This is a genomic window from Oceanibaculum indicum P24, assembly GCF_000299935.1.
Taxonomy (GTDB): domain Bacteria; phylum Pseudomonadota; class Alphaproteobacteria; order Oceanibaculales; family Oceanibaculaceae; genus Oceanibaculum; species Oceanibaculum indicum.
The window spans coordinates 78,154-105,047 of the sequence record NZ_AMRL01000014.1; the positions used below are offsets into that span (position 1 = coordinate 78,154).

Sequence of the window (26,894 nt, forward strand, 5' to 3'; positions counted from 1 at the left end):
CGTTAAAAACTGACGAAATCTGACAAAGCCATGGCGCTATTTTTATCGATTCGTTAGTATTTTTAAGCCAGTATGTATTTATTGAAAAAATGCATGGCTGGGATATCGGTGCAGAGATGCCCGCCCGAATGACAAGGAACACGGCTATCCTATGGTCAACCGTTCGCCCGCGGTTGTGACGCTGCCCGAGACGGGCGATCTGCTGCACATTGTGCTGGATGGCCTTGATGAAGGCGTCGCCTATTTCGATGCCGCCAATAACCTTTTGGTGGCCAACAGGCAGTATCGCGCCTTTTATCCGCATCTGGAATCGCTCTGCAATCCCGGCACGCCCTATCACGACATCCTGGCCGCCGATGCCGCCGAACGGCTGGAACATGGCCTGATCGACGATGCCGACTCCTGGGTCCGGCAACGCCTGCTGGCAGCAAAGGAAGGCCGTCACCTGTTCCTGCAGCGCCAGGGCGATGGCCGCTGGCTGCGCATCAGCGAACGGCGCACCGAGGATGGCGGCCTGATCAGCATGCAGACCGATGTGACCGACCAGCGCCACCGCGAGGACGAGCTGGAACGCTATGCCGGCATGCTGCAGAACACGCTGGAGAATATCAGCCAGGGCATCGTCGCCTATGACGACGAGATGCGCATGACCTTCTGGAACGAGCGCTATGCCCAGCTGGTGGATTTGCCGCCGCAGTTCCGCATGGTTGGCACGCCGCTGATCGACCAGCTGCGCTATGTCGCCCAGCGCGGCGATTACGGGCCGGGCGATCCGGAAGAGCTGGCGATGGCGACCTTCCGCCAGTCCACCAAGCGCAACGGCAATGTGTACGAGCGGACCACACCGCGCGGCCAGACCCTGGAAATCCGCACCACCCCGATCCCCGGCGGCGGCATCGTGGCCACCTTCACCGAGATCACCGAGCGCAAGGCGAGCGAGGAAGCCCTGCGGCGCAGCGAGGAGCGCTACGCGCTGGCGGCGGCGGGTGCCAATGACGGGCTGTGGGACTGGGATCTGAAGGAAAACCGCATCTTCTTCTCGCGGCGCTGGAAGGAGATGCTGGGCTATAACGACCAGGAGATCGGCGACGCGCCGGAGGAATGGTTCAGCCGCATCCATCCCAGCGACGTGCAGCAGGTGACGGCGCAGCTGGACGCCCATCTGGCCGGTGCCAGCAGCCATTTCGAGAGCGAGCACCGCATGCTGCACGCCGATGGCCGCTACCACTGGATGCTGATCCGCGGCCAGGCGGTGCGCGACATGGCGGAGAAGACCCAGCGTATCGCCGGCTCGCAGACCGACATCACCTCGCGCAAGATCGCCGAGGAACGGGTGCAGCATGACGCGCTGCACGACACGCTGACCGGCCTGCCGAACCGCACCCTGCTGACCGACCGGCTGCGCCAGGCGCTGGCGCGCAGCCGCCGCTCCGGCCAGGACATGCGGTTTGCCGTGCTGCTGATCGACCTCGACCGCTTCAAGGTGGTGAACGAAAGCATGGGCCATCTGCGCGGCGACGAGCTGCTGGTCTCGCTCGCGCTGCGGCTGGGCGAAAAGGTCCGCGCCGGCGACACGCTGGCCCGGCTGGGCGGCGACGAGTTCGCCATCCTGCTGGAGGATGTGACCAGCCCGGACGAGGCGCTGGCCTTCGCACGCGACGTGCTGGACACGGTCAGCCAGCCCTTCCAGCTGGACGGTAAGGAGATCGTCAGCACCGCCTCCATCGGCGTGGCGATGTGGGACCCGTCCTACGGCAAGGCCGAGGACATCTTGCGCGACGCCGACCTTGCCATGTACAGCGCGAAGAGCGACGGCAAGGCGCAGGTCGCCCTGTTCCACGCCAACATGCACAAGCGCGCGGTCGCCATGCTGGACCTGGAAAACGATCTGCGCCGGGCGCTGGACCGCGACGAGATGCTGCTGCACTACCAGCCCATCATATCGCTGGATTCGGGCAAGATCGTCGGGGTCGAGGCGCTGGTGCGCTGGCACCATACCGACCGCGGCGTGCTGTCGCCGCTGGACTTCATCCCACTGGCCGAGGAAACCGGCCTGATCGTGCCGATCGGCGAATGGGTGCTGCGCCGCGCCTGCGAGCAGATGGCGCACTGGCACCGGGAATTCCCGGACCGCCCGCCGCTGCAGGTGAATGTGAACCTGTCCAGCCGCCAGTTCGCCAAGACCGACCTGGTGGACAGCGTGACCCAGGTGCTGGCGGAAACCGCGCTCGACCCGGCGCGCCTCAAGCTGGAGATCACCGAAAGCGCGCTGATGGAGAATGCGCAGCGTTCGGCCCATATCCTCGAACAGTTCAAGCGGCGGGATATCCAGCTGTCGATCGACGATTTCGGCATCGGCTATTCGTCGCTCGCCTATCTGCGCACCTTCCCCATCGATACGATCAAGATCGACAAGTCCTTCATCATTGACATGGTGACCAACCGGGACAATCTGGAGATCGTACGGACCATCGCGGCGCTGGCGCAGAACCTGAACCTCGACGTGATCGCCGAGGGGGTGGAGGCGCCCGACCAGCTGGCCCAGCTGCGCGCGCTCGGCATCGAATATGCGCAGGGCTATCTGTTCTCGCGGCCGCTGGACACCGCCGCCATCACCGCGTTGCTGCGCCAGAATCCCGCCTGGTAGCCGGAACCGGCCTGAGGCGGGCATGAAGGGAAGCGAGATGAAACGGCCTGTAGGCCTTGCTGTTGGTGCGATCGCCCTGGTCTTCCTGCTGGCTGTGCCGGCGGGCGTCCAGGCGCAACAGATTCCGCCGGGCCAGTCGGAGGTCCAGCAGGATATCGACAAGCGCACCAAGCGGGTGACCCTGCCGGGTGAGCGCGAGCATGCGCGCTGCTATTCCAACATCCTGATCGATGCCTTCCGGCGCTATGGCGTGTTCGGAACCATCGACACCATGCCGGCAGAGCTGATCAATGTAATGCCGGCCGGCATCAATGCGGTGCTGTATTACTGCAACGGGAACTTCCCCGCCTGCGAGAAAGCCGCCAAAATCTATCGCGAGCGGCTGGGCATGGCGCCCGGCACCTGTAACTAAGCAGCTTCAGGCTTATCGCGGCCGGCAGACGATCTGCTGGTTGCCATCGACGATGGCCAGCGTGCCGCCGACCTGCACATTGCTCCAGCAATTGTCGCCCTGCTTGCGGCTCTTCGCCTCGACCTGCACGGTCTGGTACTGGCTCGGCACCTCGAACTGCTGGCTACGGCCAACCGAAATGCGCGTGAAGTCGCGCTGCCACAGCTTCATGCGGACCTGAACCTCGGTCGAGGATTCATTATTCACCGTCACCATCCGCTTTTCGCTGGCCGTGGCATCCCATGCCGGCACGGCAAGGAAAATGGCCGCCGCGGCAATTGCCGTCAGGCGCAAGGAAACTTTCCGAAAGCCGCTCTGCATGGCGACGCTCTCCCCATCACGTCCAAAGAGACATTAAATCCTGCGTGCGGGAATAATTGCGCAAATCCTTGCTCACGCCAAGTGAAGATGGTTAAGCAGCCCGCTGGCTTTCTCCATATCTTCCGGCGTATTGGCATTGAAGAAAGGATCGATATTGTCATCAATGCCGAACTCGACGCGGGCCACCCGATAGTTCGCCGTCCAGGCATCGACCTTGCGGATGCCGCGCACCACCACCGCATCGCGCAGATCGTCCAGCAGCCTTACCGGCCACAGGCCGAACACCGGATGCGCCCGCCCGCCCGAGGCGGCGCAGGCCATGTCCGCCTTGCCGCCGGCGACCGCCTCTAGCATGCGCGGCACCAGATCGGCCGGCAGGAACGGCGTGTCGGCGGCGAAGCTGGCGACCCACTGGGCCTGCGGCGCATTGCGTGCCGCCCAGTCCAGCCCGGTCAGCACGCCGGCCAGCGGCCCGGCGAAGCCGTCCACGATATCCGGCACCACCGGCAGCCCGTAGGCTGCGAAGCGCGCCGGATCGCCATTGGCGTTCAGCACCGCGCGGGATACCTGCGGGCGGACCCTGTCCAGCACATGCGCCAGCACGGTACGGTCGCCCAGCGGCAGCAGGCACTTGTCGCCGCCGCCCATGCGCCGCGACAGGCCGCCGGCCAGAACGAGCCCGACAACTGAGTCTTCAGCCCCGGTTTCAGGCAGCATCGTCTTCCACGCTCCCCTTGCGGCGCATGTGCTTCGGCTCCTCCTCGACTGCGGACAGGTCGGCATCGAAGATCAGCCGGTTCTCGCCGGACACCGCGACGAAGCGCTTGCCCTTGGCGCGGCCGATCAGCGTCAGCCCCGCCTGCCGCGCCAGCTGCACGCCCCAGGCGGTGAAGCCGGAACGCGAGATCAGCACCGGGATTTCCATATGCACCGTCTTGATGACCATTTCGCTGGTCAGCCGCCCGGTGGTGTAGAACAGCTTGCCCTTGGGTGAGACGCCGTTCAGGAACATGTAGCCGGCGATCTTGTCCACCGCATTGTGGCGGCCGACATCCTCCATATAGACCAGCGGCCTGTCGCCCTCGCACAGCACGCAGCCATGAATGGCGCCGGCGGCGAGATAGAGGCTGGGCGTCATGTTGATCTTGCGCGACAGGGCGTAGATCCAGCTGGTGCGGATCGTCGCCTCCGGGTCCAGTTCGATCTCCTCGAACCGCTCCATCAGGTCGCCGAACACGGTGCCCTGCGCGCAGCCGGAGGTCTGGGTTCGCCTTGTCAGCTTCTGCTCGTAATCGGTCTTGCGCGCGGTGCGCACAACCACCGTCTCGATATCCTCGTCATAATCGATGCCGGTGACCTCATCGTCGGCGCGCAGCATGTGCTGGTTCAGCAGATAGCCGACCGCCAGGTAATCCGGGTGGTCGCCGATGGTCATGGCGGTGACGATCTCCTGATTGTTCAGATAGATCGTCAGCGGCCGCTCCATCGGCACACGGATATCGACCTTGTTGCCCTCATGGTCGAGGCCGTTGACCGGCTCGGTCAGCCTGGGGGCGTCGGGGTTCGGCTTGATGGCGAATTCCTGCATGCCCTGACTATGGGGCAGCGCCCTGTTCCGGGCAAGGGAGGGGTGCCCTCCCCCGATGCCTTTCGAGACGCTGGCTTAACGAACCACTCCACCCGTCACCCCCGCACTTGTTGTGGGGGTCCAGGCCTCCGCTTGCTGGATATCCGCCCGAGTAGGGTGAACCCTGGATTCCCGGCACCCAATGGGGCTTGGGGCCGGGAATGACGGCAGAGTAAAAGGCACTTCTCCCGCGAGGGGTGAAGGTTCTTGCTGGCCAATCGCGGCATATCGTCCGTCTGGAATGTCCTTGAAAAACCTGTGGATGAAATTCCGGGCAAGGCACCCTATAGTCTAGAGTGGAATTGGTAGCACCAAGGCGCCCGGCCTGAACCGGCGCGCCGCGACAGTGAAAACGACACCTGAAACGAAGGACGGCCCGGCAAGGGCCGCCGGGAGTAAACCGCCAGATGCTCGACCCGTTCGGCCGTACCGTCTCTTATCTCCGGGTTTCCGTGACCGACCGTTGCGACCTGCGCTGCGTCTATTGCATGGCGGAGGACATGACCTTCCTGCCGAAGAAGGACGTGCTGTCGCTGGAGGAGCTGGACCGGTTGTGCAGTTCCTTCGTCGATCTCGGCGTGCGCAAGCTGCGCCTGACCGGCGGCGAGCCGCTGGTCCGCCGCAATATCATGAGCCTGATCCGCAACCTCGGCCGGCATCTGGACAGCGGCAAGCTGGACGAGCTGACGCTGACCACCAACGGCACCCAGCTCGGCAAGTACGCGACGGAGCTGTATGACGCGGGCGTGCGCCGGCTGAACGTCTCGCTGGATACGCTGGACCCGCAGAAATTCACCGCCATCACCCGCTGGGGCGACCTTGCCAAGGTGCTGGACGGCATCGCGGCGGCCAAGGCGGCCGGGCTGGAGATCAAGATCAACGCCGTGGCGCTGAAGGGCGTGAACGAGGACGAGCTGGCCGACATGCTGGCCTGGTGTGGCAGCCTCGGCTACGACATGACCATCATCGAGGTCATGCCGATGGGCGATATCGGCAATGAGGACCGGGTGGACCAGTATCTGCCGCTGTCGCTGGTGCGCCAGCAGCTGGCCCAGCGTTTCACCCTGACCGGCATCGACTACAAGACCGGCGGCCCCGCGCGCTATGTCCGGGTCGAGGAGACCGGCCGCAAGCTGGGCTTCATCACGCCGCTGACGCATAATTTCTGCGAAAGCTGCAACCGCGTGCGGCTGACCTGCACCGGCACGCTGTATATGTGCCTGGGGCAGGAGGATGCCGCCGACCTGCGCGCACCGCTCCGCGCCAGCGAGAGCGACGAGCCGCTGCGCGAGGCGATCCTGGAGGCCATCGGTCGCAAGCCCAAGGGCCATGATTTCATCATCGACCGCCGCAGCAGCAATGTCGCCGTGCCGCGCCATATGAGCGTGACCGGCGGGTAATTCTCCCGAAACGGACTTCCATGCCGCTGGCGATCCGCACCCTCTCCCATCAGGATGGCGACCATCGCTGGGAGATGGCGTCGCGCGATCCCGACCCGCGGCTCGCCGCCTGTATTTCCGGCTATCAGGGCTATGCCGAGCTGGCAGCGCTGCCAATGCGGCGCATGGAGCTGCCCTTCGCCGGACTGCCGATGATCGTCAGCCTGGGCCCGCGAATCGGCGTGAAGCTGCTGGACGAGGCGGCGGGCTGGACCCAACACCGCAGCTTCATCGCCGGGCTGCATGACCGGCCGGCGCTGACCGAATATACCGGCGCGCAGGAAGGCGTGCAGGTGAACTTCACGCCCATCGGCGCCTGCCTGATCCTGGGCCGGCCGCTGGCCGAGCTGTTCAATGAGGTCGTGGCGCTGGAGGATATCTTCGGCGAGGCCGACGCCCGCCGGCTGGTCGCACAGCTGCAGGAGGCGCCCGGCTGGGCCGCGCGCTTCCAGATCATGGATGGGTTCCTGCTCGACCGCCTCGCCGCCGCCCCGTCCCTGCCATCGGAACTGACCTGGGCCTGGCGGATGCTGGAGCAGAGCGGCGGACAGTACGAGGTCGCCAGCCTCGCGGAGGAGATCGGCTGGAGCCGCAAGCACCTCTCCGTGCAGTTCCGCCAGCGGTTCGGCCTGCCGCCCAAGACCGTCGCGCGCATCCTGCGCTTCCACCGCACGGCGGCGCTGCTGGGCGAGGCCGCATCCGAAGGCAGGGCCGATATCGCGCTGGCCGGCGGCTATTACGACCAGCCGCATTTCAACCGCGATTTCCGCCAGTTCGCCGGCTGCACGCCGGGCGACTATCTAGCCCGGCTGCTTCCCGAAGGCGGCGGCATTGCCGCTGTCGAGCCCAGGTAACATCCGTCCAAGATTACACTCCTGAGACCGGGCATCCTCCGCCGCGTCACGTCACGCAACGCCATCACGGAGGATCAGACCATGGCGCTTTCCCCGACCATCTTCCCCGTCTTCACCTATCGCGACGCGCCGGCGGCGCTGGACTGGCTGGCAAAGGCCTTCGGCTTTTCCCAGCATGTCGTCTATCCGAACGAGGAGGGCGATATCGCCCATGCCGAACTTAAGCATCAGGATGGCTTCCTGCTGATGGCGACGCGGGCGAAGAAAGCCGACCCGGCCAACCCGTTCCCCTCTACGCCGATCAGCCTCTATGTCTATGTCGAGGATGTGGACGGCCATTTCGCCAGGGCCAAAGCGGCCGGCGCGGAAGTCGTGAGGGCACCGCACGACACGCATTACGGATCGCGCGAATACTGGGTACGCGACCTGGAAGGCAATCTCTGGAGCTTCGGCAGCTACCACCCCGCCGTCGGCGTGCCGGCCGGTTACGCCGGCTAAGCCGCGACGCCTTTCGGCGGGCGCTTGTCCTCCAGCCCCTGGAACTCAATGAACTTGCTCATCCAGCTCCAGACATGGTCGCCATAGGCGAAGGGCTCGAAGGCGGGCGCCCCCGCGACGGGCAGTGGCCGGATCACCGCATCGACGGCGGGTTCGTAGAAGAAGGGGACGGAGACGCGCTCCCGGTTCGGGCTGGCGACGCGGTGCTCCGTCGCCTTCACCCTGCCGCCGGTCCATCGTTCCAGCAGCTGGCCGAAATTCACCGCCAGCCCGTCCTCGCGTGCCGGCACATCCAGCCAGTCTCCGTTTCTGGCCCCATGGCGCGCCCGCGCATGCAGCCCGCCCAGCGCATCCTGGTTCAGCAGGGTGACGAAGCCGGAATCGCAATGCGCGGTGCCGACGATGTAGCGCTTCTCCTCTCCATCGAGCACCAGCTCCGGCGCCAGTGCCACCAGCGCCTCGGGCGAGCGCGCCGGATAGCGGATGATACGCAGGGTGGAGACGCCATCGCGAAACGGTGCCTCGAAGAAATCCTCATCGAGGCCAAGGCCGCGCGCAATGGCGCGCATCAGTGCCGCGCCCACGCCGGCCATCGCCCGGTGATAGGCAGCCGCCTCGGCGCGCCAGCCGGGCAGATCGGCCTCGTCCGGCAATGGCGACGCCTCGCGCAACGGATCGTCCGGGGCGATGGCCGTTGGGTCGGCGATGTCCGGCCCCAGATCGATGCCTTCCTTGTAGGTCGGATCGCCTTCCTTCAGCGGGAAATAGCCGCGATAGACATTGGCATTGCCGGGCGCGTATTTCTGCCGCGCAAGGCGCATCCGGCCATCCCGGTCCAGCGTGAAGAAGCGCATCATGCTGGCCCGCGCGGCCTCCCCCAGCGGCACCCCTTCGGGCAGGCCGGTCACCGTCATGAAGCCGTGCACCGTCGCCGCCTCGATGATAGCGGCATCCGTCCTGTCGCGGGCCGGGCTGGCTGGACCGAAGATCGGTGCGATATCGATGACCGGGATCATGCGGGCTTCCCCTCCGCGCTGCGCATCCACCCCTGCCACCTAGGAAGCCCGCCTTGAAATCGCAAGCAAAAGCGGCGGCGACAGCCTGTTTTCATCGGTATATCCTGTCGCCCTACCGTGACCCGGAAGAACCGCAATGCCGAACGACCTGCCGAAGCCCAACCCCGATCTGCCGTCCAGCGGACTGGCGGCGCGCAAGCTGTGCTTCGTCGCCGCCGAGGGGGCGGAGGCGCAGACCGCCCTGCGCGCGCTGACCGACCGTTATGGCCAGCAGCCGGCGGAGCAGGCCGACATCGTCGTGGCGCTGGGCGGCGATGGCTTCATGCTGGAAACCCTGCACCGCTTCCGCGACCGCGGCATTCCGATCTACGGCATGAACCGGGGCAGCATCGGCTTCCTGATGAACGAATATGCCGAGGAGGATCTGGCAGCCCGCATCGCCCGCGCGCAGGAGGTGACGCTGCATCCGCTGCGCATGAGTGCCGCCACCGCCGACGGCCAGGTGCATGAGGCGCTGGCGATCAACGAGGTCTCGCTGCTGCGCCAGACCCGGCAGGCGGCGAAGATCAGGGTCGATGTCGATGGCGTCACCCGCGTGGCCGAGCTGATGTGCGACGGCGTGCTGCTGGCCACCCCGGCGGGCAGCACCGCCTATAACCTGTCGGCGCATGGCCCGATCATCCCGATCGGCGCCAACCTGCTGGCGCTGACGCCGATCAGCGCCTTCCGGCCCCGGCGCTGGCGCGGCGCGCTGCTGCCGCAGGGCGCCACTGTTACCTTCACCGTGCTGGAGGCCGACAAGCGGCCGGTCAGCGCGGTGGCCGACCATACCGAGGTGCGCCGGGTGGTGCATGTCACCGTGCGCGAGGACCGCTCGGTCGGCGTGCGGCTGCTGTTCGACCCGGAGCATAATCTGGAAGAACGCATCCTGAAGGAACAGTTCGAACCCTGAGCGGAGGCGCCGCCATGCTGGGCCATCTCTCCTTCGGCGTCACCGACCTCGACCGCGCCATCACCTTCTACGATCCGGTAATGGCGGCGCTCGGCCATGTCCGGCTGTGGCAGAATGAGCGCGGCGCCGGCTATGGTCCGCCCGGCGGGAATGACCGGCTGGCGCTGTTCCTGCGGCCCGGCGCACACCCGCCCGGCGAGGGCTTCCACCTGGCCTTCAGGGCGGAGAGCCGCGATGCGGTGGACGCCTTCCACAAGGCGGCCCTGGCGCATGGCGGCACCGACCTTGGCGCGCCCGGCCTGCGCCCGCACTACAGCCCGACCTACTACGCCGCCTTCGTCACCGACCCCGAGGGCTGGAAGCTGGAAGCGGTGTTTCAGTAGGGACACGGTCGTATAGCGCACGGGCATCTCGGCCACTCCGACCGTCATTCCCGCACTTGTTGCGGGAATCCACGTCTCGGCATGCTCCCTGCCGCCCGTGCGGGCTGCACCCTGGACCCCCGGCACAAGACCGGGGGTGACGGAAAGAGCAATGGCAACCGCCAATGCGCCGGCCATTCTCGCTGCCCAATTCCCGTCGCCATCTTGCCCCGCCCCTCATGCTTGCATATATTGCTAGCATGAACAGCAAGCAGCGGAAGACCCTGGCGGCGGTGTTCCGGGAACCGGTGGCAGGCACCATCGCCTGGACCGACATCGAGAGCTTGCTGCTGGCGGCGGGTGCCAGCCTGATCGAGGGATCGGGCTCGCGCGTGCGCTTCCACAAGGATGGCGAGGTGGAGAGTTTCCACCGCCCGCATCCCGCCAAGGAAGCAAAGCGCTATCAGGTGCGCGCCGCGCGGGATTTTCTGGAGAGGATCGGGGTCAGGCCATGACCAACGCCATGCGCTACAAGGGCTATACCGCCCGCATCGACTATGACGACGAGGACGCGATCTTCACCGGGCGCCTCCTCGGCATCCGCGATGGCGTTGGCTTCCACGGCGAGACAGTCGAGGAGCTGCGCGCCGCCTTCCGCGAGGCCGTGGAGGATTACATCGAGACCTGTGCGAAGATCGGCAAGTCGCCGCAGAAGCCCTATTCCGGGCGCATGATGTTCCGCACCAGCCCCGAGGTGCATGAGCAGGCGGCCCGCGCGGCGGAGCTGGCCGGCAAGAGCCTGAACCAGTGGGCCGAGGAAGTGCTGGCCGAAGCCGCGCGGAAATAAGCCGCTCCACCTCCCCCTGCGCCATCCTGCCGCTTGCGCTGCATCTGCTTGCGCTGGGATGCGGCATCCGGCATGCTCGCGCCCCTCATTATTACCGGATAAGACTGGACGGATCATGACCAAGGAGCGGGTCTATCTCTACGACTCCACGCTCCGCGATGGCGGACAGACGCAAGGCGTGGATTTCTCCGTGCCGGACAAGATTGCGATTGCCCGCGCGCTTGACCGTCTGGGCATCGATTATGTCGAGGGCGGCTGGCCCGGCGCCAACCCGACCGACGACGCCTTCTTCGCCGCGCCGCCGAAGCTTTCCCGCGCGCGCCTGTCCGCCTTCGGCATGACCCGCCGGCCCGGCCGCTCGGCAGCCAACGATCCCGGCCTGATGGCAGTGCTGAACAGCGGCGCCAAGTCGGTCTGCCTGGTCGGCAAGACCTGGGACTTCCACGTCACCACGGCGCTGAGCTGCACGCTGGAGGAAAATCTGGAGATGATCGCCGACAGCCTGAAGCTGGCGGCGGAGCGTACCGAGGAAGTCATGTTCGACTGCGAGCATTTCTTCGATGGCTACAAGGCGAACCCGGAGTTCGCGCTGGCCTGCGCCAAGACGGCCTATGAGGCCGGGGCGCGCTGGATCGTGCTGTGCGATACCAATGGTGGCACCCTGCCGCACGAGATCGAGGCCATCGTCGCCGAGGTGGCGAAGCATGTGCCGGGCGACCGGCTGGGCATCCACTGCCATAACGACACCGAGAATGCGGTGGCCAACAGCCTGGCCGCCGTGCGTGCCGGCGCGCGGCAGGTGCAGGGCACGCTGAATGGGCTGGGAGAGCGCTGCGGCAACGCCAATCTGGTCTCGCTGATCCCCAGCCTGACGGTGAAGATGGGCTTCGATGTCGGCATTGGCGAGGACGGGCTGAAGCACCTGCGCGAGGTCTCGCGCATGCTGGACGAGCGGCTGAACCGCCAGCCCAACCGGCAGCAGCCCTATGTCGGCGAATCGGCCTTCGCGCACAAGGGCGGGCTGCATGTCTCGGCCATCGAGAAGGACCCGCGCTCCTACGAGCATATCGACCCGTCCCTAGTCGGCAATGCCCGCCATGTCGTGGTGTCGGATCAGGCCGGCCGCTCCAACATCCTGGCGCGCTTCCGCGAGATCGGCTTCGAGGTCGATCCCAAGGACCCGAAGGTGAACCGGCTGGTCGAGATCGTGAAGGAACGCGAGTTCGAGGGCTATGCCTATGACGGCGCGGAAGCCAGCTTCGAGCTGCTGGCCCGGCGCACGCTGGAGCATGTGCCGGACTTCTTCGATCTGCAGCGCTTCCGGGTGATGGACGAACGGCGCTTCAACGCGCGCGGCAAGCTGGTGACCGAGGCGGAGGCGACCGTGTCCGTGCTGATCGGCAACGAGACGCGGCACGAGGTGGCGCTCGGCAACGGCCCGGTGAACGCCTTCGACAATGCGCTGCGCAAGGCGCTGGTAACGGCCTATCCCGGCCTCGAAAAGCTGCAGCTGGTGGACTACAAGGTCCGCATCCTGACGCCGAATGACGGCACCCGCGCGATCACCCGCGTGATGATCGAATCCGAGGATGAGGACGGCACGCGCTGGACCACGGTCGGCGTCTCGCCAAACATCCTCGACGCCTCGGTCGATGCGCTGTCCGACAGCATCACCTACAAGCTGATGCGCGACGGCATCCGCCCGGCGGCGTGACAGAGCCAGCGGCCATGAGCACACCTATCGTCATTCTGGTGCGCCCGCAGCTGGGCGAGAATATCGGAATGGCCGCGCGCGCCATGCTGAATGGCGGGCTGACCGAGATGCGCCTCGTGCGCCCGCGCGACGGCTGGCCGAACGAGGCCGCCTGGGCCGCCGCCTCCGGCGCCGACCGGGTGCTCGACGAGGCGAAGCTCTATGCCACCGTCGCCGATGCCATCGCCGACCTGAACCATGTCTATGCCACCACGGCGCGCAGCCGGGCGCAGGCCAAGCCCATCGTCACCGCCCGTCAAGCCGGCGCCGAGCTGCGCGACCTGATCGCGGATACCCGGCGCTGCGGCGTGCTGTTCGGACCGGAACGCGCGGGTCTTGAGAATGACGAGGTCGCCGCCGCCGACACGGTGCTGACCGTGCCGCTGAACCCCGACTTCACCTCGCTGAACCTGGCGCAGGCGGTCTTGCTGCTGGCCTATGAATGGTATCAGGCCGGCGATCAGACGCCGGGCCGCTATCTGGCCGGTGGCGCCGATGTGCCGGCACCCAAGGCGGAGTTCGAGAATTTCATGGACCGGCTGGTCGCCCATCTGGAGCGCGGCGGCTTCATGACGGAGCCGCAGCTGCGCCACACGGTCACGCGCAATCTGCGCAACCTGTTCCAGCGCGCCGCGCCCACAGAGCAGGAGCTGCGCACGCTGCATGGCGCCGTGAAGGCGCTGACCAAGGCGGGAACGCCGGAGTAGGACGCTCCAGCGCCCTTCTGCCCTTCTAGACGCCCAGACCGGGCCATACACTCTACCCGTCACCCCCGCACTTGTTGCGGGGGTCCAGGCTTCCGCTTACTGGATCGTTGGTCGAGTTTGCTGAACCCTGGATTCCCGGGACAAGCCCGGGAATGACGATGAAAGAAAGTGAAACCTACCGTCCCGCCCGCAATTGCGCCGTGGCGGCCTCATCCACCGCGCCGGCGGAGGTCAGCGCCACGGCAAAGCGGCGCTCCGCCTCGGCGGAGGTGTAATAGCCGCGCTGCACGTCATGGGCGACGTCTTCGGGATCGCGCTGCATCGGGTCGCCATAGCCGCCACCGCCCGGCGTCGTCACCTCGACGCTGTCGCCTTCCGCGATGCGGATATCCTGGTCCTTGCTGAGATGCGGCGGATCATAGACGCGGCCATCGGCATAGCGGATGCGCACGGCGTTGCGGCCGCCCTCCTCGCCGCCGCGCGCGCCGTTCGGGCCGGTGCGGCCATGATCCATGACGAAGCTGGCCCGCGCCTGCCCGCGCGCGATGCGGACCTTGTAGTTCACGCCGAAGCCGCCGCGATGCGCCCCCGCCCCGCCGGAGCCCTCGGCCAGCGAATATTCCTCGAACAGGATGGGGTAACGCTGCTCCACCACCTCCAGCGGCGTGGTCTTGGAAATGCCGATGGTCGAGCAGCCGTTCGACAGCCCGTCCACCTCCAGCGAACCGCCATAGCCGCCGCCGGAAATCAGGTAGAGCACGTAATTCTTACCGGTCGCCGGATCATGGCCGCCCAGCGCGAAATTGCCGCTGGTGCCGGCCGGCGCGCCGAACAGCCGGTCGGGGATCGCCTGCGCGATGGCGTCGAACACGGCCTCGGCGATGCGCTGCGAGACCTCCGCCGCGCAGCCGGAGACGGGGCGCGGGTATTTCGCATAGAGGAAGGTGCCGTCCGGGTCGGCGATGTGCAGCGGCGCGAAGGTGCCGGCATTGATCGGCACGTCCGGGAAGATGTGCTTCATCGCCAGATAGATCGAGGATTTGGTGGTCGCCAGCACGCTGTTCATCGGCCCCTGGCAGGGCGGGGAGGAACCGGCCATGTCGAAATGCAGGTCGGTGCCTTCCTTGCGGACCTTCATCACGATCTTCAGCGGCTCGTCCACCACGCCGTCGCTATCGACATAGGCGGTGCCTTCATAGGTGCCGTCCGGGATGGTGGCGATCTTCGCACGCATCTGCTGCTCGGCGCGGGATTTCAGTTCGACGATGGCGGCGTCCACCGTATCCGCCCCATAGCGGTCGAGCAGCGCGCTCAGCCGCCGGTCGCCGACCGCCAAGGCAGCGGCCTGCGCCTTCACGTCGCCGATGCGCTGGTCGGCAATGCGGATGTTGGAGAAGATGATGGAGAGGATTTCCTCATCGATCTCGCCCTGCTTGAACAACTTGACGGGCGGCAGGCGCAGGCCTTCCTGCTCCACCTCGGTCGCCTTGGCGGAAAAGCCGCCCGGCACCATGCCGCCGAAATCCGGCCAGTGTCCGGTATTGGCCAGCCAGGCCCAGAGCTGCCCCTTGTAGAAGAAGGGGCGCACGAACTTCACATCCATCAGATGCGTGCCGCCCAGATAGGGGTCGTTCACGATATAGACGTCGCCCGGCTGCGGGTTGCGGGCGCGCTGGATGACGGCCTGGGTGGAGAACTGCATGGTGCCGACGAACACCGGCAGGCCGGTATCGCCCTGGGCGATCAGCTCCCCCGTCTCCCGCCGGTAGATGCCGTCGGAGCGGTCCAGCGTCTCCGAGATCACCGGCGAGAAGGCGGCGCGCTGGAACGCCAGGTCCATCTCGTTGCAGACCTGCTGCAGCCCGGCCTGGATGACGGTCAGCGTAACCGGGTCGAGGGCACCGGCATCGGTTGCTGCGGTCGGTGTCGCCATCTGCGTGCTCATGCCTGTTGCTCCTGTGCCATCCCGTTCCCCCCTCACCCAGCTCCGGCTAAGGGCTACGCCCTAAGCCTGCGCGTCACCTGCCCTCTACCTCCATCCGTCACCCCCGCATTTATTGCGGGGGTCCAGGCTTCGGCTTGCTGGATATCCGCCGAGCAGGCTGAACCCTGGATTCCCGGCACAAGGCCGGGAATGACGATGAGAAAAGGGGCACCGTGAGTCGTCAAAATTATTCAACATCCACCCTACTCCAGCGCCGGTTTCAACTCGGCGTCGAACTGCGCCAGCGCGTCGCGGGCCAGCGCCGAATCACAGCCAGCCGCAGCCAGCGTGGCGCGCGCGTCGGAGATCAGCACCAACCGGGTGGCGGTGCCCATTCCACCGCCGATCTCGGCATCGATGGCCGCCCCGACCTTGTTCGCCACCGAGGGGCTCATCTCCAGCCCGCCGCACAGCTTCGCCGCCTCGAAGGACAGGTGCAGTTCTGTAAAGCGCGGCGCCAGCGGATGGTCCGCCGGGTCCGGCGGCGGCGAGATCAGCGTCGCCGCCAGCGCCCCGCAGGCCAGCAGGATGAAGGCGATCGCTGCCCAGCTGACCGGGCTTAAACTCCTCATGCCCCGAAGCCTGTGGGCGGAACCTTCACCAGCAGATTGCCGAGATCGTCCACCCGGACTGTGCAGCCCGGCTCGATGACGATGGTGGTGTCCAGCTGCTCGACGATGGCCGGGCCGGCAAATTCCCCGCCCAGCGGCAGGGCGGCGCGGCGATAGACCGGCGTGTCCTGCCAGCCGCCCGCCTCGAACCAGACCGAGCGCCGGTCCTCGATAGCAGCCTGAACGGTCGCTTCCTGCCGTTCCGGCTCCACCAGCGCGGTCAGCGAGACCGCCGGGCGGCGGCCGATAACGGCGGTGTGCAGGTTCACCAGCACCGGGCGGATTTCCGGCAGCTCGACCTCGAACCGCTCCCAGTAGGCCTTCGCGAAGGCCTCAGCGAGATAGTCGCGGCTGACATCGGGGCCGGGTACCTGAATGGTCAGGATATGGGTCTGCCCCTGGAACTGCATGTCGGCATCGTGCAGCACGGTGATCTCCTCGACCTCCGTACCTTCGCGGGCGATGATTTCGCGGCCCGCCGCCACCTGCTCCTGCAGGATCGCCTTCACCTGATCCATGTCCACGGCTTCCAGCGGCGTGTTCACCGTGTTCACATAATCATGGCGCAGATCGGCAACGACGCAGCCCAGCGCGTTGGTGATGCCGGGCCGTGCCGGGATCAGCACGGTCGGGATCGCCAGCTCGCGCGCCAGCGCCACCGCGTGCAGCGGACCGGCGCCGCCGAAGGCGAACAGCGCGAAGTCACGCGGATCGTGGCCGCGCGCCAGCGAGACCATGCGGATGGCATTCGCCATCTTCATATTGCCGATGGCGAGGATGGCGGCCGCTGCCGCGTCGGTTTCGAGCCCCAGCGGCGCGCCGACATCGCGGGCAATCGCGTTCTTCACATCGTCAACGGAGACCGGTGAGTCGACCGCCAGCAGCCCCTTGGGGTTCAGCCGGCCCAGCGCCAGATTGGCGTCGGTGATGGTCGGGCGGGTGCCGCCGCGGCCATAGCAGATCGGCCCCGGATTGGCGCCGGCACTCTCCGGCCCGACCTGCAGCAGGCCGGCCTCGTCGATGCGGGCCAGCGAGCCGCCGCCGGCGCCAATGGTATGGACATCGACCATCGGCACATGGATCGGGATGGCATATTCCAGCTCCAGCTCGGCGCTGACCGCCGGCACGCCGTCGAGGATCAGCCCGACATCGGAGCTGGTGCCGCCCATATCGTAGGTGATGAGGTTGGGATGGCCGGAGGCGCGCGCCGTATAGGCCGCCGCCATGACGCCAGAGGCCGGGCCGGACATCACCGTGTTCACCGCCGCCTCCGCCACGATGCGGGCCGAGACGGTGCCGCCATTGCCCTGCATGACCAGCAGGTCGCGGCCATAGCCCTGCGCCGCCAGCTCGTCGGTCAGCCGGCGGATATAGCGGTCCAGCACCGGCTGGATGGCGGCGTTCACCGAGGCGGTGGTGCCACGCTCATACTCGCGGAACTCGGACAGGATATCGCTGCCGACGGTGATGTAGGGGTTGGGCCAGATCTCGCGCAATATCTCCGCCGCGCGCCGCTCATGCGCCGGGTTGGCATAGGCGTGCAGGAAATGCACCACCACCGCCTCCACGCCGCGGTCGAGCAGCGCCCTGGCCGCGGCGCGCACGCCTTCCTCGTCCAGCGGGGTCAGCTCGCGCCCCTGCGCATCGATGCGCTCCGCCACTTCCAGGCGATTCTCGCGGGCGATCAGCGGCTCGAAGCTGCCGATCAGGCCATAGGGCTTCGGCCGTGTGCGGCGGCCCAGCTCCAGCACGTCGCGGAAGCCCCTGGTGGTGATCAGCCCGCATTTGGCGATCTTGCGTTCCAGCAGCGCGTTGGTCGTCGTCGTCGTGCCATGCACGATGGAGGCGAGGCTGGCGAGGTCCGCCCCGGCCTTCTCCAGCGCCGCCATCACGCCGAAAGCCTGGTTGTGCACCGTGGTTGGTACCTTGGCGATGCGCAGCCCCTTCTCCGGGTCGATCAGGATCAGGTCGGTGAAGGTGCCGCCGACATCGATGCCGACGAGTGCGCCCTTGAGCGCAGCGGCGTTAGGCCTGGCGGGCACGGAATGAGGCCCAGACTGGGGCGTGGAATCGGGCATGCGGGCTTCCTGTCCAGATCGCGCCGGAGACGAGAGCCGGCGGCGAAACGCTACATCCTTTCGCCGCAACACGGCGAGACGAAAGTTTGTTCGTGTACATATGAAATCGTCAAGAGGGATTGCGATCTCACCTTCCGGGGCGATGGAAGGTTTTATACGATGACAATCATGCCCACCCGTAACGCACGTCGGTTTCGCGTAAAGCAAACCGAGGCAGAGACAGCCTTGTGGAAGCGGCTACGCAATGGCCAGCTGTGCGGGGTCAAGTTCCGGCGCCAGCATCCGGTCGGCCCCTATACGGTAGATTTCGTCGCCATCGCCGAAATGCTGATCATCGAACTGGATGGTGGTCAGCATGCGCTGCAACAGGCACGTGACGACCAGCGTACCGCCTATCTAAGCCAGCAGGGCTACAGGATCATCCGCTTCTGGAACAATGAGGTTCTGGAAAATCCGGATGGAGTAATGCTCCGTATCCGGGCGCTTCTTGAAGTTGGCAGAAACAAATAAAGAAGTCCCTCGCCCCCCGCTGATGACGACCCATCGTCATCAGCTATCGTTGGCCAAAGGGGGGAGAGGGTTGCGCAGCCTTGGCGAGCCAAAGCCGAGGCTAGGCGAAGCTGGGTGAGGGGGACTTGCACGAACATCGCCGATCTCCCCTCACCCAGCTCCGGCTAAGGGCTACGCCCTAAGCCTTCGCATCCCTCTCCCCTTCCGGGGCGAGGGATGATTAAGAGAACTCCCCTGGCATCTCCCCTTCTGGGGCGAGGGAATTATTTGAAATATCTCTTCGCCCCTACAGCCGCCTTGCGAACCAGACGACGCGGCCGATGATGGTGACTTCCTCGGCCGGGCGCTCGTAGGAATCGTAGCGCGGATTGGCGGAGCGGATCGACAGCCTCTCGGTATTCGGCAGCCGCTCCAGTTGCTTGGCCAGCAGGCCCATGCCGTCATGCAGCACGAAGATGCCGGGCGGCGAGGGCACAATGCGCGACAGATCGATCAGCACCTTGTCGCCGCTCATCAGCACCGGCTCCATCGAATCGCCGTCGATGGTGACGATGCGCAGATCGGCGGGCCGTGCCTTCAGCTCGTGGCGTAGCCAGGCCAGCGGGAAGTGCCAGCGCGCGCCATCCTCCTCCGCCTCGACCAGCGCGCCGGCCCCGGCGGCGGCGCGGACATTCACCTCCGGGATTGCCGCCACGCCCGGCAGCTCAAAGCGGGAAAGATCGAAGGCGGGCATCTGCGAAGTCTCCGCCTCCCCCTCCTCCGGGTCGCGCAGCGCGGATTCGGCAACCCCTAGATAGGCAGCCAGCGCGTGGCGCACCTCCTCCGGCAGGCGGCGCGGCGTGCCGCGCTGGATGAATTGCTGCAGATAGGCGTGGTTGCGGCCAATCGCCAGCGATGCCTTCTTCAGGTCGGTCGGCGGATCGCGCAGCGCGATCAGCTGGATAAGGGTTCGGCGCACCGGGTCGAGCTTCATGCCGGCCAGCATATCAGACGGATTTTTCCTATCAAGTAAGAAACCACCTCTTGAATCGGATCGGCGACTCGGCTTAGCCTGACTCCAACAGTCGAACCGACAGACGCTTTACACCCGTAAAGAGAACAAATCATGAATATGAAAGCCTATACGATCCACCCGCCCGGTCAAGCGCACCGCGTCACCGTGGTCGTGCGGCGCTCCGGGGGGAGCGGCAAAGGCAAGGCCCTGCTCGCCCCCGCCACGCGCGACCGGCTGCTGGCCGAGGCCGCCGAGGGCGAGAGCGACGCCGATCTCGCCGCCGACTATGGCCTCACCGAAGCGCAGGTGCGCCGGCTGCGCCACAATCACCGGGTGAAGCTGCAGGCGCTGCGCCGGGACATCGCCGCCCGCGCCGAGCCGGAGGATGAAGCCACCGAGGTGCCGGAGCCGCTGAAGCTGGCCTTCCGCACGCTGGACGGGCGCACCGCCATCCTGCGCCGGGGCGCCTTCCTGCTCGATGGGCGGCCCGCCGACCTGCGCCGGATCGTTGCCGCCGCCAATCTGGTGCGTGCGGCAACCGGGGAAGCGCTGATCCGCTATCCCGGCGTCGCCCCGCTGATCGAGCGCGCCTGCCGGTAGGAGCCCCCCCATGACCAACACACCCTACACGCCCGATCTGGTGAAGGCCCGGCTGGTGGAGGCCGCCGACACGCTGCGCCGGCTGCCCTCGGCCCGGATCAGGGCGAAGCTCACCGCCTGGCCGGATGTGGTGCAATCCGCCGCCACCGCCTATGGCTACGAGGCGGCGCAAACCCGCCCCGCAGCACCCTCGCCCGAGGCGATCAGCCGGATGGATGAGACGCTGGGCTGGCTCTTCTGGGTCGAGAATGACGGGCGCCGGCTGCTCTGGGCGCGGGCGCTGGGCGTGCCCTGGCGGCGGCTGGAGGATATCGACGGGCGCAGCCATGTGACGCTGAAAAAGCTGCATGACCGGCTGCTGGGCGACATTGCGCAGCGGCTGGCGGGCTTGCCAGCGGCGATGCATTAACGTAATAACCCGATACTCCCTAAGGATAAATCGGCGGCGTTGCGCTGGTGGAATACCTGCCTCCTGCAAGGAAGCGCGTGTCCATGCTGGCCCTCGCGGGCTTAGATTGCCAATTATTGCGGCCTCGAATTGTCCCCAGGACAAAACGCAAGCAGCCAACGGACGAACCCTATGGTCATAGAGATCGACACCTACGCAGCTTCGGAAAAGACGGATGCGTCGGCCGCCGCGGCGGCGGCCATTGATAAATTCCTGGCGCGGCATGGCGACTCCTCGATGTTCCTGCGCTCCAACCTCGCGCGCTCCGGCCTGGTGAATGGCGACCAGCCCTTCCAGGGCGCCTATGCCGTGGCACGGAACGAGGCCGGCGAGATTCGCGGCGTGGTGGCGCAGTACTGGAGCGGCCTCGTCGTCCTGCAGGTGCCTTCCAACGATCCCGAGCTGGATTCCGCCCGGCTGGCGCAGGCCGCCGTGGATGCCGGCGGAAAACCGGTGCGCGGCTTCGCCGGGCCGCGCGCGCAGGTGCTGGCCGCCCGTGCGGCGCTGGGCATGGAGGAGCGCAAGACGCGCCTCGACAGCGCCGAGGAGCTCTATGCCGTCGATCTCGACGAGTTGCAGGTGCCGGACCCGCTGAAGCGCGGCGTGGTGACCTGCCGCCAGCCGCTGGAAAGCGAGCTTAACCTGCTGATCGAATGGCGCGTCGCCTATGCCATCGACCAGCTGGGTGCCGAGGATACGCCGGCGCTGCGCCGCCAGGCGAAGGAGGAAATCCAGCGCTACTGCGCCGATGGCCATAATTGGGTGCTGCTGCGCGAGGACAAGCCGGTCGCCTATGCTGCCTTCAATGCGGTGACCGACGACATGGTGCAGATCGGTGGCGTGTGGACCCCGCCGCTGCTGCGCTCCAACGGCTTTGCGCGTTATTGCGTGGCCGGCGCGCTGCAGGCCGCGCATGAGAAGGGCGTGCGCCGCGCCGTGCTGTTCACCGGCCGCTCCAACTGGCCGGCCCTGCGCGCCTATGTCTCGCTGGGCTTCAAGAAGGTCGGCGATTATTCGCTGGTCCTGTTCGCCGATTAGAATCATTGCGCCGCCGGTCCCGCCAGAACCGATCCCAGGGGGCGGCGATTTTTTTTGCGCAAGCCCCGTTTTTTTTTCACGAAGTAAGTACGGACGGGTTTCAGGATTTTCGAAAATCCGGCATAAATCGTGACACGCTGAGAGTTGAAGCGCCCGCCCAGCCCCACCGGCCCGGCGGGCGTTTTTGCGTTTGTACAACCCTCTCTGTAACCGTCACCCCCGCACTAGTTGCGGGGGTCCAGGCTTCCGCTTACTGGATACCCGCCCGAGTAAGCTGAACCCTGGATTCCCGGGACAAGCCCGGGAATGACGGCTGGAGAGATGGCACCTTAGGGTGCACTCACTTTCTTTCACCCCCACTCCCGCGAGAGCCCCATGCCTGAACCGAGCCCGACCGCGCGGCGCCGGATGCGGCGCTTTCTCGGCCATCTGGCCGATACCGGCAATGTTTCGGCGGCCTGCCGGCTGGCCCGGCTCGACCGCCGCACCGCCTATCAGTGGCGCGGCGCCGATGCCGATTTCCGCCGCCTCTGGCAGGAGGCGCTGGATGCCGCCGTGGATGCGCTGGAGGCCGAAGCGCGCCGCCGCGCCGTCGAGGGGGTGGAGCACCCGCATTTCCACCAGGGCCAGGTCGCCGGCACGGTGAAGCGCTATTCCGACGCGCTGCTGATGTTCCTTCTGCGCGCGCACCGGCCCGAAAGATTCCGTGAACGCCCTGGGGACCGCGCCACCGAAACCCCGACCACCGCCGAGGGAGATTCCGACGATGCCGAGCAGGCCGCCCGCGCCGCGCTGGAACGCCGCCTCGATTGCCTCGCTGCCGGCCGAGACCCGCAGGACGATCCTGACGGGGCTGAGCGCGGAGGAGGCGGTCCGCCTGCTGCATGACTGGCGCTTCTGGGCGCGCGCGGCGCAGCTGCCGCCGGCCGGGCGCTGGCGGATCTGGCTGATCCTCGCCGGGCGCGGCTTCGGCAAGACCCGCGCCGGGGCGGAATGGGTGCGCGCCCGCATCGAATCCGGCCGGGCAAAGCGTGTCGCGCTGGTCGGCGAGACGCTGGCCGATGCCAGGCAGGTGATGGTGGAGGGCGAGAGCGGGCTGCTGGCGATCTCCCCGCCCTGGAACCGGCCGCTCTGGCAGCCCTCGCTGCGCCGGCTCAGCTGGCCGAACGGCGCCGTCGCCACCGCCTTCAGCGCCGATGATCCGGAACAGCTGCGCGGCCCGCAATTCGATGCCGCCTGGGCCGACGAGCTGGCGAAATGGCGGCATCCGGCGGCCTGGGACAATCTGATGTTCGCGCTGCGGCTGGGGGCCGATCCGCGCTGCGTGGCCACCACCACGCCGCGCCCGCGCCCCTGGCTGAAGCCGATCCTGGCCGACCCGGCGACCGTGGTGACGCGTGGCAGCACCCGCGACAATGAAGCCAACCTCGCGCCCGGCTTCCTGGCCGAGGTGCTGCGCCGCTATGACGGCACGCGGCTGGGAAGGCAGGAGATTGACGGCGTGCTGCTGGAGGATGTGCCGGGCGCGCTGTGGCCGGCCTCCCTGCTGGAAGCCGCGCAGGAAGACACGGCACCGGAACTGGTGCGCATCGTCGTCGCGGTCGATCCGTCCGGCAGTTCAGGCAAGGGCGACTCCTCCGACGAGACCGGCATTATCGTCGCCGGACGCGACGACGAGGGCACCGCCCATGTGCTGGCCGACCGGTCGGGCCGGATGAGCCCCGCCGACTGGGGCCGCGCGGCCGTCACGGCCTACCGCGAATTCCGCGCCGACCGGCTGATCGCCGAGCGCAATTTCGGCGGCGCCATGGTCGGCCATGTCATCGCCACCGTCGATCCCGGCGTGCCGGTCACGCTGGTAACCGCCAGCCACGGCAAGCGCATCCGCGCCGAACCGGTGGCAGCCTTGTACGAGCAGGGCCGGGTGCGGCACCTGCCCGGCCTCTCGCTGCTGGAGGCGCAGATGGCCGCCTTCTCCCGCGAGGGGTATCAGGGTGAAGGCTCGCCGGACCGGCTCGACGCGCTGGTCTGGGCGCTCTCCGACCTCATGCTCCGCCCCGGCCTCGCCGGCTCCGCGGAACTGGAAGGGTTTTATTAGGCACTATCAGAGGCAGGGCACCGCCCCTGGCCCCCCGGGTCAAGCCCGGGGGTGACAAGAGAAGTGGTTACGAGGCGATGATGTCAAAACAGATCACGCCAGCTGGGATTGCCCGCCTCTATCAGGGCAAGCTTCCAGGCACGTGACCAGTGCTTCAAATTCTTCTCGCGCTGCAAGGCGATGCGGACATCTTCGTGCGCCTCGGCATAGACCAACCGCTTCACGCCATACTGTTTCGTGAAGCCCGGCACCAGTTCTTCGCGATGCTCATAAATTCGTCGCGGAAGATTGCCGGTCACGCCGACATAGAGCGTGCCGTTACGACCGCTGGCGAGGATGTAGACGTAATAAGCCATCGTCCCGCCAGCATCATCCGAACTTCTTTCTTTGTCATGCCCGGGCTTGACCCGGGCATCCAGGGGCGGTGCATGGCCGCAAGCCTCGCGGCAACCATCGACTACTCCCGAAAGGACGCCCATGCCGATCACCGATCCGCATCCCGAGCATCTGGCCGCCGCGCCGCTGTGGGCGCGGATGCGCGACTGCGCCGCCGGCGAGGACGCGGTGAAGGCCAGGCGGCTGGAATATCTGCCGCGCCCCGGCGGGCAGAGCGAGCGCGCCTACCGCGCCTATCTCGCCCGCGCCGTCTGGTATGGCGCGACCGAGCGCACGCTGAACGGGCTGGCCGGCGCCATCTTCCGGCACCCGCCGGTGGTCGAGGCGCCGGACACGCTGGCGCGGCAGCTCGACAGCATCGCCGCCGATGGCGGCCCGTTCGAGGGGCTGGCGCAATCGGTCACGCGCGAGGCGCTGCTGGCCGGCCGCGCCGGGCTGCTGGCCGACCGTCCTGCGGAGGCCGAGGGCGATCCCTATCTGGCGCTCTATCCGGCGGAAGCGATCCTGAACTGGGAAAGTGCGCCGCTGGCCGGCCGCCAGCGCCTGACGCGGCTGGTGCTGCGCGAGGATATGGAGCGCTGCCGCGAGCTGCTGCTGGACGCCACCGGCCAATACCGCGTGCGGCTGTGGCGGCGCAAATCGCGGCAGGCGGGCGCCTACGAGATCGCGCAAGAACACCGCCCGACCCGCGCCGGCCAACCGCTCGATGCCATCCCCTTTACCTTTGTGGGCGCGCGCAGCCTGTCGCCTGCTGTCGAGAAGCCGCCGCTGGCCGACCTCGCCGGCATGAACCTCGCGCATTACCGCAATTCAGCCGATTACGAGCAGTCGCTGTTCCTCACCGGCCAACCCACCCCCTGGATCGCCGGACGGCTGGAGGCGCGCGAGCGCCCCACATCCATCGGCAGCGGCACGATCTGGCACCTGCCGGAGGGCTGCAGCGTCGGCATGCTGGAATTCACCGGCGCCGGACTGGAGGCGCTGCGCCAGGCGATGCTGGACAAGGAGGCGCGCATGGTGCAACTGGGCGCGCGTCTGCTGGAGGCGCCGAAGCGCGCCGCCGAGACGGCAGAAGCGGTACGGCTGCGCGGCGAGGCGGAGGCGTCCTCCCTGTCGATCCTGGCCGAGACGGTCGGGCGCGGCCTGACCCAGGCGCTGCGCCGTCTCGCCTGGTGGCAGGGGCTGGACCCGGAGTCCGTGACCATCCGGCTGAACCGCGATTTCGTCGAGGCACGGCTGGCCGCTCCCGAGATTCTGGCGCTGGTCGAGAGCTGGCAGAGGGGCGCGATCAGCCGGCACACGCTCTATGACAATCTGCGCGCAGGCGAGGTGCTGCCACCCGGCCGCGACTTCGCCGAGGAAGAATCGCTGATCGCCGCCGAAACCGCATAGGCGCAACCCTCAAAAGCATTTTCTAATACCCATACCACTGCTACTATATTCGCAATAACGAATATGCGGTGGGGGATAAAATGAGAATTGGTGCGCTGCTGCTCGCGGCCTTTCTGCTGACCGGCTGCCAAAGCATGATGGAAAGGGCAGGCCTCGCCATCTCCGGCCCGGGTGTCGAGATCGACAATGAGACGCTGACAGGCTTCATCGACCGGCAGGACAAGGCCATCGAGCTGCTGGGGGCCCTCGCCTATGGCAAGGACAACAGCGTCACGGCGAAGCTGAAGGCCGGCACCGCCAGCGAAGAGGAATGGACGCGGACAGTCTATGCCGGCATCCATTTCGCCGATGTGCGGTGCGAGCACTACATGGAGGCGCTGTTCAAATACAACCGCACCATCCGCACCACCAGCAACCAGCTTTCCATTCTGGGCGGCGCCACCGCCGCCACGCTGGCCGCCGCGCAGGCCGCCGCGAAGGAGGTGGCGCTGACCGCCGTTGCCTTCGGCCTCGCCGTCGCCTCGCTGGATAATCTCGGAGGCAGCATCCTGTACCAGATCGAGCCCAGCACGGTGCGCAATCTGGTGGAGGAACAGCAGGACGAATTCATGCAGCAGATCGGCACCTACGATAACCGTGTCGATGCGCTGCGCACGGTGCAGGCCTATGTCTCGCTCTGCCTGCCGACGGTGATCGAGAATGCGGTCGCCAATGCGATTAAGGCCGGCACCCAGGCCAGCGAACGCAGCAGCGACCGCTGGGGCGACATGCTGCGAACCATCGAACTGGTGGACAAGGATCTCGCCGACCGCCTGCGCACCGCACTGACCCGGACCGAGGCTGAAACCGAAACGCCTGCTGAAACCGAAACGCCTGCCGGGCAGGGTGAAGGCCAGGAGGAGAAAGCCAAGGCCGAAGACAGCAAACCGCCCGCCCCCGGTGCACCGGCCTCCAGACGGAACTTCGTGCCCAACGTCGGCATCCAGCAATAGCTGACCCCGATCCCGCTGACCTGTTCCTGTTCGTCTGCCCCCTCGCCCGCCGGTTCTCCGGCGGGCTTTTTCTTGCCCGCTTTCAGGAGAACCGCATGACCGAAACCGACGATGTCGAGGCGCTGCAGACCGCGCTGGCCGAGACCCGCGCCGCCCTCGTGGAAGCGGAAAGCCGCATCGCCACGCTGGCGCTGGAGACCGCCTTCCGCGCCGCAGCACACGCCGCCGGGCTGAAGCCGGACGCCGTGGCCGAAGCGCTGGCGCTGGCCGCCGCCGGCC

29 protein-coding genes are annotated in these 26,894 nt (G+C 66.8%); 20 read left to right on the top strand and 9 right to left on the bottom strand.

What is annotated here, in order from left to right; all coding sequences use genetic code 11:
• Window positions 1-151 precede the first annotated feature (151 nt).
• Both P24_RS11870 and P24_RS11875 read left to right on the top strand, forming a co-directional pair.
• The gene (locus P24_RS11870; protein WP_008944970.1) at window positions 152-2,647 is read left to right on the top strand and encodes an EAL domain-containing protein; all 2,496 of its coding nucleotides are present in this window, start codon (window positions 152-154) and stop codon (window positions 2,645-2,647) included.
• 37 nt (window positions 2,648-2,684) lie between these two features.
• On the top strand, window positions 2,685-3,059 hold the full coding sequence (locus P24_RS11875) for a hypothetical protein (RefSeq protein ID WP_156816283.1): 375 nt from the start codon (window positions 2,685-2,687) through the stop codon (window positions 3,057-3,059).
• Between the two features lie 12 nt (window positions 3,060-3,071).
• Here the strand turns inward: P24_RS11875 and P24_RS11880 are convergent, their stop codons facing one another.
• The 3 genes from P24_RS11880 to P24_RS11890 form a co-directional block, all read right to left on the bottom strand.
• Window positions 3,072-3,392, bottom strand: coding sequence for a hypothetical protein (locus tag P24_RS11880; RefSeq protein WP_040707479.1), 321 nt, complete (start codon window positions 3,390-3,392; stop codon window positions 3,072-3,074).
• A gap of 99 nt (window positions 3,393-3,491) precedes the next feature.
• Window positions 3,492-4,136 carry a molybdenum cofactor guanylyltransferase MobA gene (gene mobA / locus P24_RS11885; protein ID WP_008944973.1) on the bottom strand — a complete coding sequence of 215 codons (645 nt, stop codon included), beginning with the start codon at window positions 4,134-4,136 and terminating at the stop codon, window positions 3,492-3,494.
• Window positions 4,126-5,007, bottom strand: coding sequence for a formate dehydrogenase accessory sulfurtransferase FdhD (locus P24_RS11890; RefSeq protein ID WP_008944974.1), 882 nt, complete (start codon window positions 5,005-5,007; stop codon window positions 4,126-4,128). Before P24_RS11890 ends, mobA begins: the two co-directional genes overlap by 11 nt.
• 446 nt (window positions 5,008-5,453) lie before the next feature.
• On the opposite strand from P24_RS11890, the gene moaA reads away from it, so the two are divergent.
• From moaA to P24_RS11905, 3 genes are all read left to right on the top strand, one after another.
• Window positions 5,454-6,446, top strand: coding sequence for a GTP 3',8-cyclase MoaA (gene moaA, locus P24_RS11895; RefSeq protein WP_008944975.1), 993 nt, complete (start codon window positions 5,454-5,456; stop codon window positions 6,444-6,446).
• 20 nt (window positions 6,447-6,466) lie between these two features.
• Window positions 6,467-7,339 carry an AraC family transcriptional regulator gene (locus P24_RS11900; protein WP_008944976.1) on the top strand — a complete coding sequence of 291 codons (873 nt, stop codon included), beginning with the start codon at window positions 6,467-6,469 and terminating at the stop codon, window positions 7,337-7,339.
• 81 nt (window positions 7,340-7,420) lie between these two features.
• A complete protein-coding gene (locus P24_RS11905) occupies window positions 7,421-7,837 on the top strand; it encodes a VOC family protein (protein WP_008944977.1) in 417 nt (138 codons plus the stop codon).
• On the opposite strand, the gene P24_RS11910 is transcribed toward P24_RS11905, so the two are convergent.
• Window positions 7,834-8,853 (bottom strand): isopenicillin N synthase family dioxygenase, encoded by a 1,020-nt coding sequence (locus tag P24_RS11910; protein WP_008944978.1) that lies wholly within the window; start codon window positions 8,851-8,853, stop codon window positions 7,834-7,836. The genes P24_RS11905 and P24_RS11910 overlap by 4 nt on opposite strands.
• Before the next feature lie 136 nt (window positions 8,854-8,989).
• Here P24_RS11910 and P24_RS11915 point away from each other — a divergent pair, with 136 nt between their 5' ends.
• The 6 genes from P24_RS11915 to P24_RS11940 all read left to right on the top strand — a co-directional run bounded on the left by P24_RS11915 (window position 8,990) and on the right by P24_RS11940 (window position 13,474).
• The gene (locus P24_RS11915) at window positions 8,990-9,805 is read left to right on the top strand and encodes an NAD kinase (protein ID WP_008944979.1); all 816 of its coding nucleotides are present in this window, start codon (window positions 8,990-8,992) and stop codon (window positions 9,803-9,805) included.
• 14 nt (window positions 9,806-9,819) lie between these two features.
• Window positions 9,820-10,188 (top strand): VOC family protein, encoded by a 369-nt coding sequence (locus tag P24_RS11920; protein ID WP_008944980.1) that lies wholly within the window; start codon window positions 9,820-9,822, stop codon window positions 10,186-10,188.
• Between the two features lie 239 nt (window positions 10,189-10,427).
• Entirely contained in the window at window positions 10,428-10,682 is a 255-nt protein-coding gene (locus tag P24_RS11925) for a type II toxin-antitoxin system HicA family toxin (RefSeq protein ID WP_008944981.1), read from the top strand.
• Complete coding sequence (locus P24_RS11930; protein WP_008944982.1) at window positions 10,679-11,014, top strand: type II toxin-antitoxin system HicB family antitoxin; 336 nt, start codon at window positions 10,679-10,681, stop codon at window positions 11,012-11,014. The genes P24_RS11925 and P24_RS11930 overlap by 4 nt, the downstream gene beginning before the upstream one ends.
• Before the next feature lie 115 nt (window positions 11,015-11,129).
• The gene (gene cimA, locus P24_RS11935; protein ID WP_008944983.1) at window positions 11,130-12,728 is read left to right on the top strand and encodes a citramalate synthase; all 1,599 of its coding nucleotides are present in this window, start codon (window positions 11,130-11,132) and stop codon (window positions 12,726-12,728) included.
• A gap of 14 nt (window positions 12,729-12,742) precedes the next feature.
• Window positions 12,743-13,474 carry an RNA methyltransferase gene (locus P24_RS11940; protein WP_008944984.1) on the top strand — a complete coding sequence of 244 codons (732 nt, stop codon included), beginning with the start codon at window positions 12,743-12,745 and terminating at the stop codon, window positions 13,472-13,474.
• Between the two features lie 175 nt (window positions 13,475-13,649).
• On the opposite strand, the gene P24_RS11945 is transcribed toward P24_RS11940, so the two are convergent.
• The 3 genes from P24_RS11945 to P24_RS11955 form a co-directional block, all read right to left on the bottom strand.
• Window positions 13,650-15,419: a hydantoinase B/oxoprolinase family protein gene (locus P24_RS11945; RefSeq protein WP_008944985.1), complete on the bottom strand. Its 1,770-nt coding sequence runs from the start codon at window positions 15,417-15,419 to the stop codon at window positions 13,650-13,652.
• Window positions 15,420-15,661: 242 nt separating this feature from the next.
• Window positions 15,662-16,030, bottom strand: coding sequence for a hypothetical protein (locus tag P24_RS11950; protein ID WP_008944986.1), 369 nt, complete (start codon window positions 16,028-16,030; stop codon window positions 15,662-15,664).
• Window positions 16,027-18,111 (bottom strand): hydantoinase/oxoprolinase family protein, encoded by a 2,085-nt coding sequence (locus P24_RS11955; RefSeq protein ID WP_051013132.1) that lies wholly within the window; start codon window positions 18,109-18,111, stop codon window positions 16,027-16,029. Before P24_RS11955 ends, P24_RS11950 begins: the two co-directional genes overlap by 4 nt.
• A 195-nt stretch (window positions 18,112-18,306) precedes the next feature.
• On the opposite strand from P24_RS11955, the gene P24_RS11960 reads away from it, so the two are divergent.
• The gene (locus tag P24_RS11960) at window positions 18,307-18,657 is read left to right on the top strand and encodes an endonuclease domain-containing protein (protein WP_192813244.1); all 351 of its coding nucleotides are present in this window, start codon (window positions 18,307-18,309) and stop codon (window positions 18,655-18,657) included.
• Window positions 18,658-18,943: 286 nt separating this feature from the next.
• On the opposite strand, the gene P24_RS11965 is transcribed toward P24_RS11960, so the two are convergent.
• A complete protein-coding gene (locus P24_RS11965) occupies window positions 18,944-19,642 on the bottom strand; it encodes a S24 family peptidase (protein WP_008944989.1) in 699 nt (232 codons plus the stop codon).
• A 120-nt stretch (window positions 19,643-19,762) separates the two neighbouring features.
• On the opposite strand from P24_RS11965, the gene P24_RS11970 reads away from it, so the two are divergent.
• The 5 genes from P24_RS11970 to P24_RS11990 all read left to right on the top strand — a co-directional run bounded on the left by P24_RS11970 (window position 19,763) and on the right by P24_RS11990 (window position 23,835).
• Window positions 19,763-20,251, top strand: a complete 489-nt coding sequence (locus P24_RS11970; RefSeq protein ID WP_008944990.1) for a hypothetical protein — start codon at window positions 19,763-19,765, stop codon at window positions 20,249-20,251.
• A 10-nt stretch (window positions 20,252-20,261) separates the two neighbouring features.
• Window positions 20,262-20,660 carry a DUF6362 family protein gene (locus P24_RS11975; protein WP_008944991.1) on the top strand — a complete coding sequence of 133 codons (399 nt, stop codon included), beginning with the start codon at window positions 20,262-20,264 and terminating at the stop codon, window positions 20,658-20,660.
• Window positions 20,661-20,831: 171 nt separating this feature from the next.
• Entirely contained in the window at window positions 20,832-21,737 is a 906-nt protein-coding gene (locus P24_RS11980) for a GNAT family N-acetyltransferase (protein WP_008944992.1), read from the top strand.
• A 375-nt stretch (window positions 21,738-22,112) separates the two neighbouring features.
• Window positions 22,113-22,625 carry a hypothetical protein gene (locus tag P24_RS20505; RefSeq protein WP_237740193.1) on the top strand — a complete coding sequence of 171 codons (513 nt, stop codon included), beginning with the start codon at window positions 22,113-22,115 and terminating at the stop codon, window positions 22,623-22,625.
• Entirely contained in the window at window positions 22,555-23,835 is a 1,281-nt protein-coding gene (locus P24_RS11990) for a DNA-packaging protein (protein WP_237740194.1), read from the top strand. The genes P24_RS20505 and P24_RS11990 overlap by 71 nt, the downstream gene beginning before the upstream one ends.
• Before the next feature lie 83 nt (window positions 23,836-23,918).
• On the opposite strand, the gene P24_RS11995 is transcribed toward P24_RS11990, so the two are convergent.
• Window positions 23,919-24,314, bottom strand: coding sequence for a GIY-YIG nuclease family protein (locus P24_RS11995; protein WP_237740195.1), 396 nt, complete (start codon window positions 24,312-24,314; stop codon window positions 23,919-23,921).
• Between P24_RS11995 and P24_RS12000 the strand changes: the two genes are divergently transcribed.
• The 3 genes from P24_RS12000 to P24_RS12010 form a co-directional block, all read left to right on the top strand.
• Window positions 24,313-25,623, top strand: a complete 1,311-nt coding sequence (locus P24_RS12000) for a DUF4055 domain-containing protein (RefSeq protein ID WP_008944995.1) — start codon at window positions 24,313-24,315, stop codon at window positions 25,621-25,623. The two genes, P24_RS11995 and P24_RS12000, sit on opposite strands and share 2 nt — an antisense overlap.
• 80 nt (window positions 25,624-25,703) lie before the next feature.
• Window positions 25,704-26,615 (top strand): hypothetical protein, encoded by a 912-nt coding sequence (locus P24_RS12005; RefSeq protein ID WP_008944996.1) that lies wholly within the window; start codon window positions 25,704-25,706, stop codon window positions 26,613-26,615.
• A 95-nt stretch (window positions 26,616-26,710) separates the two neighbouring features.
• Window positions 26,711-26,894, top strand: a 184-nt coding sequence (locus tag P24_RS12010) for a hypothetical protein (RefSeq protein ID WP_008944997.1), incomplete at its 3' end; no start/stop codon positions are given.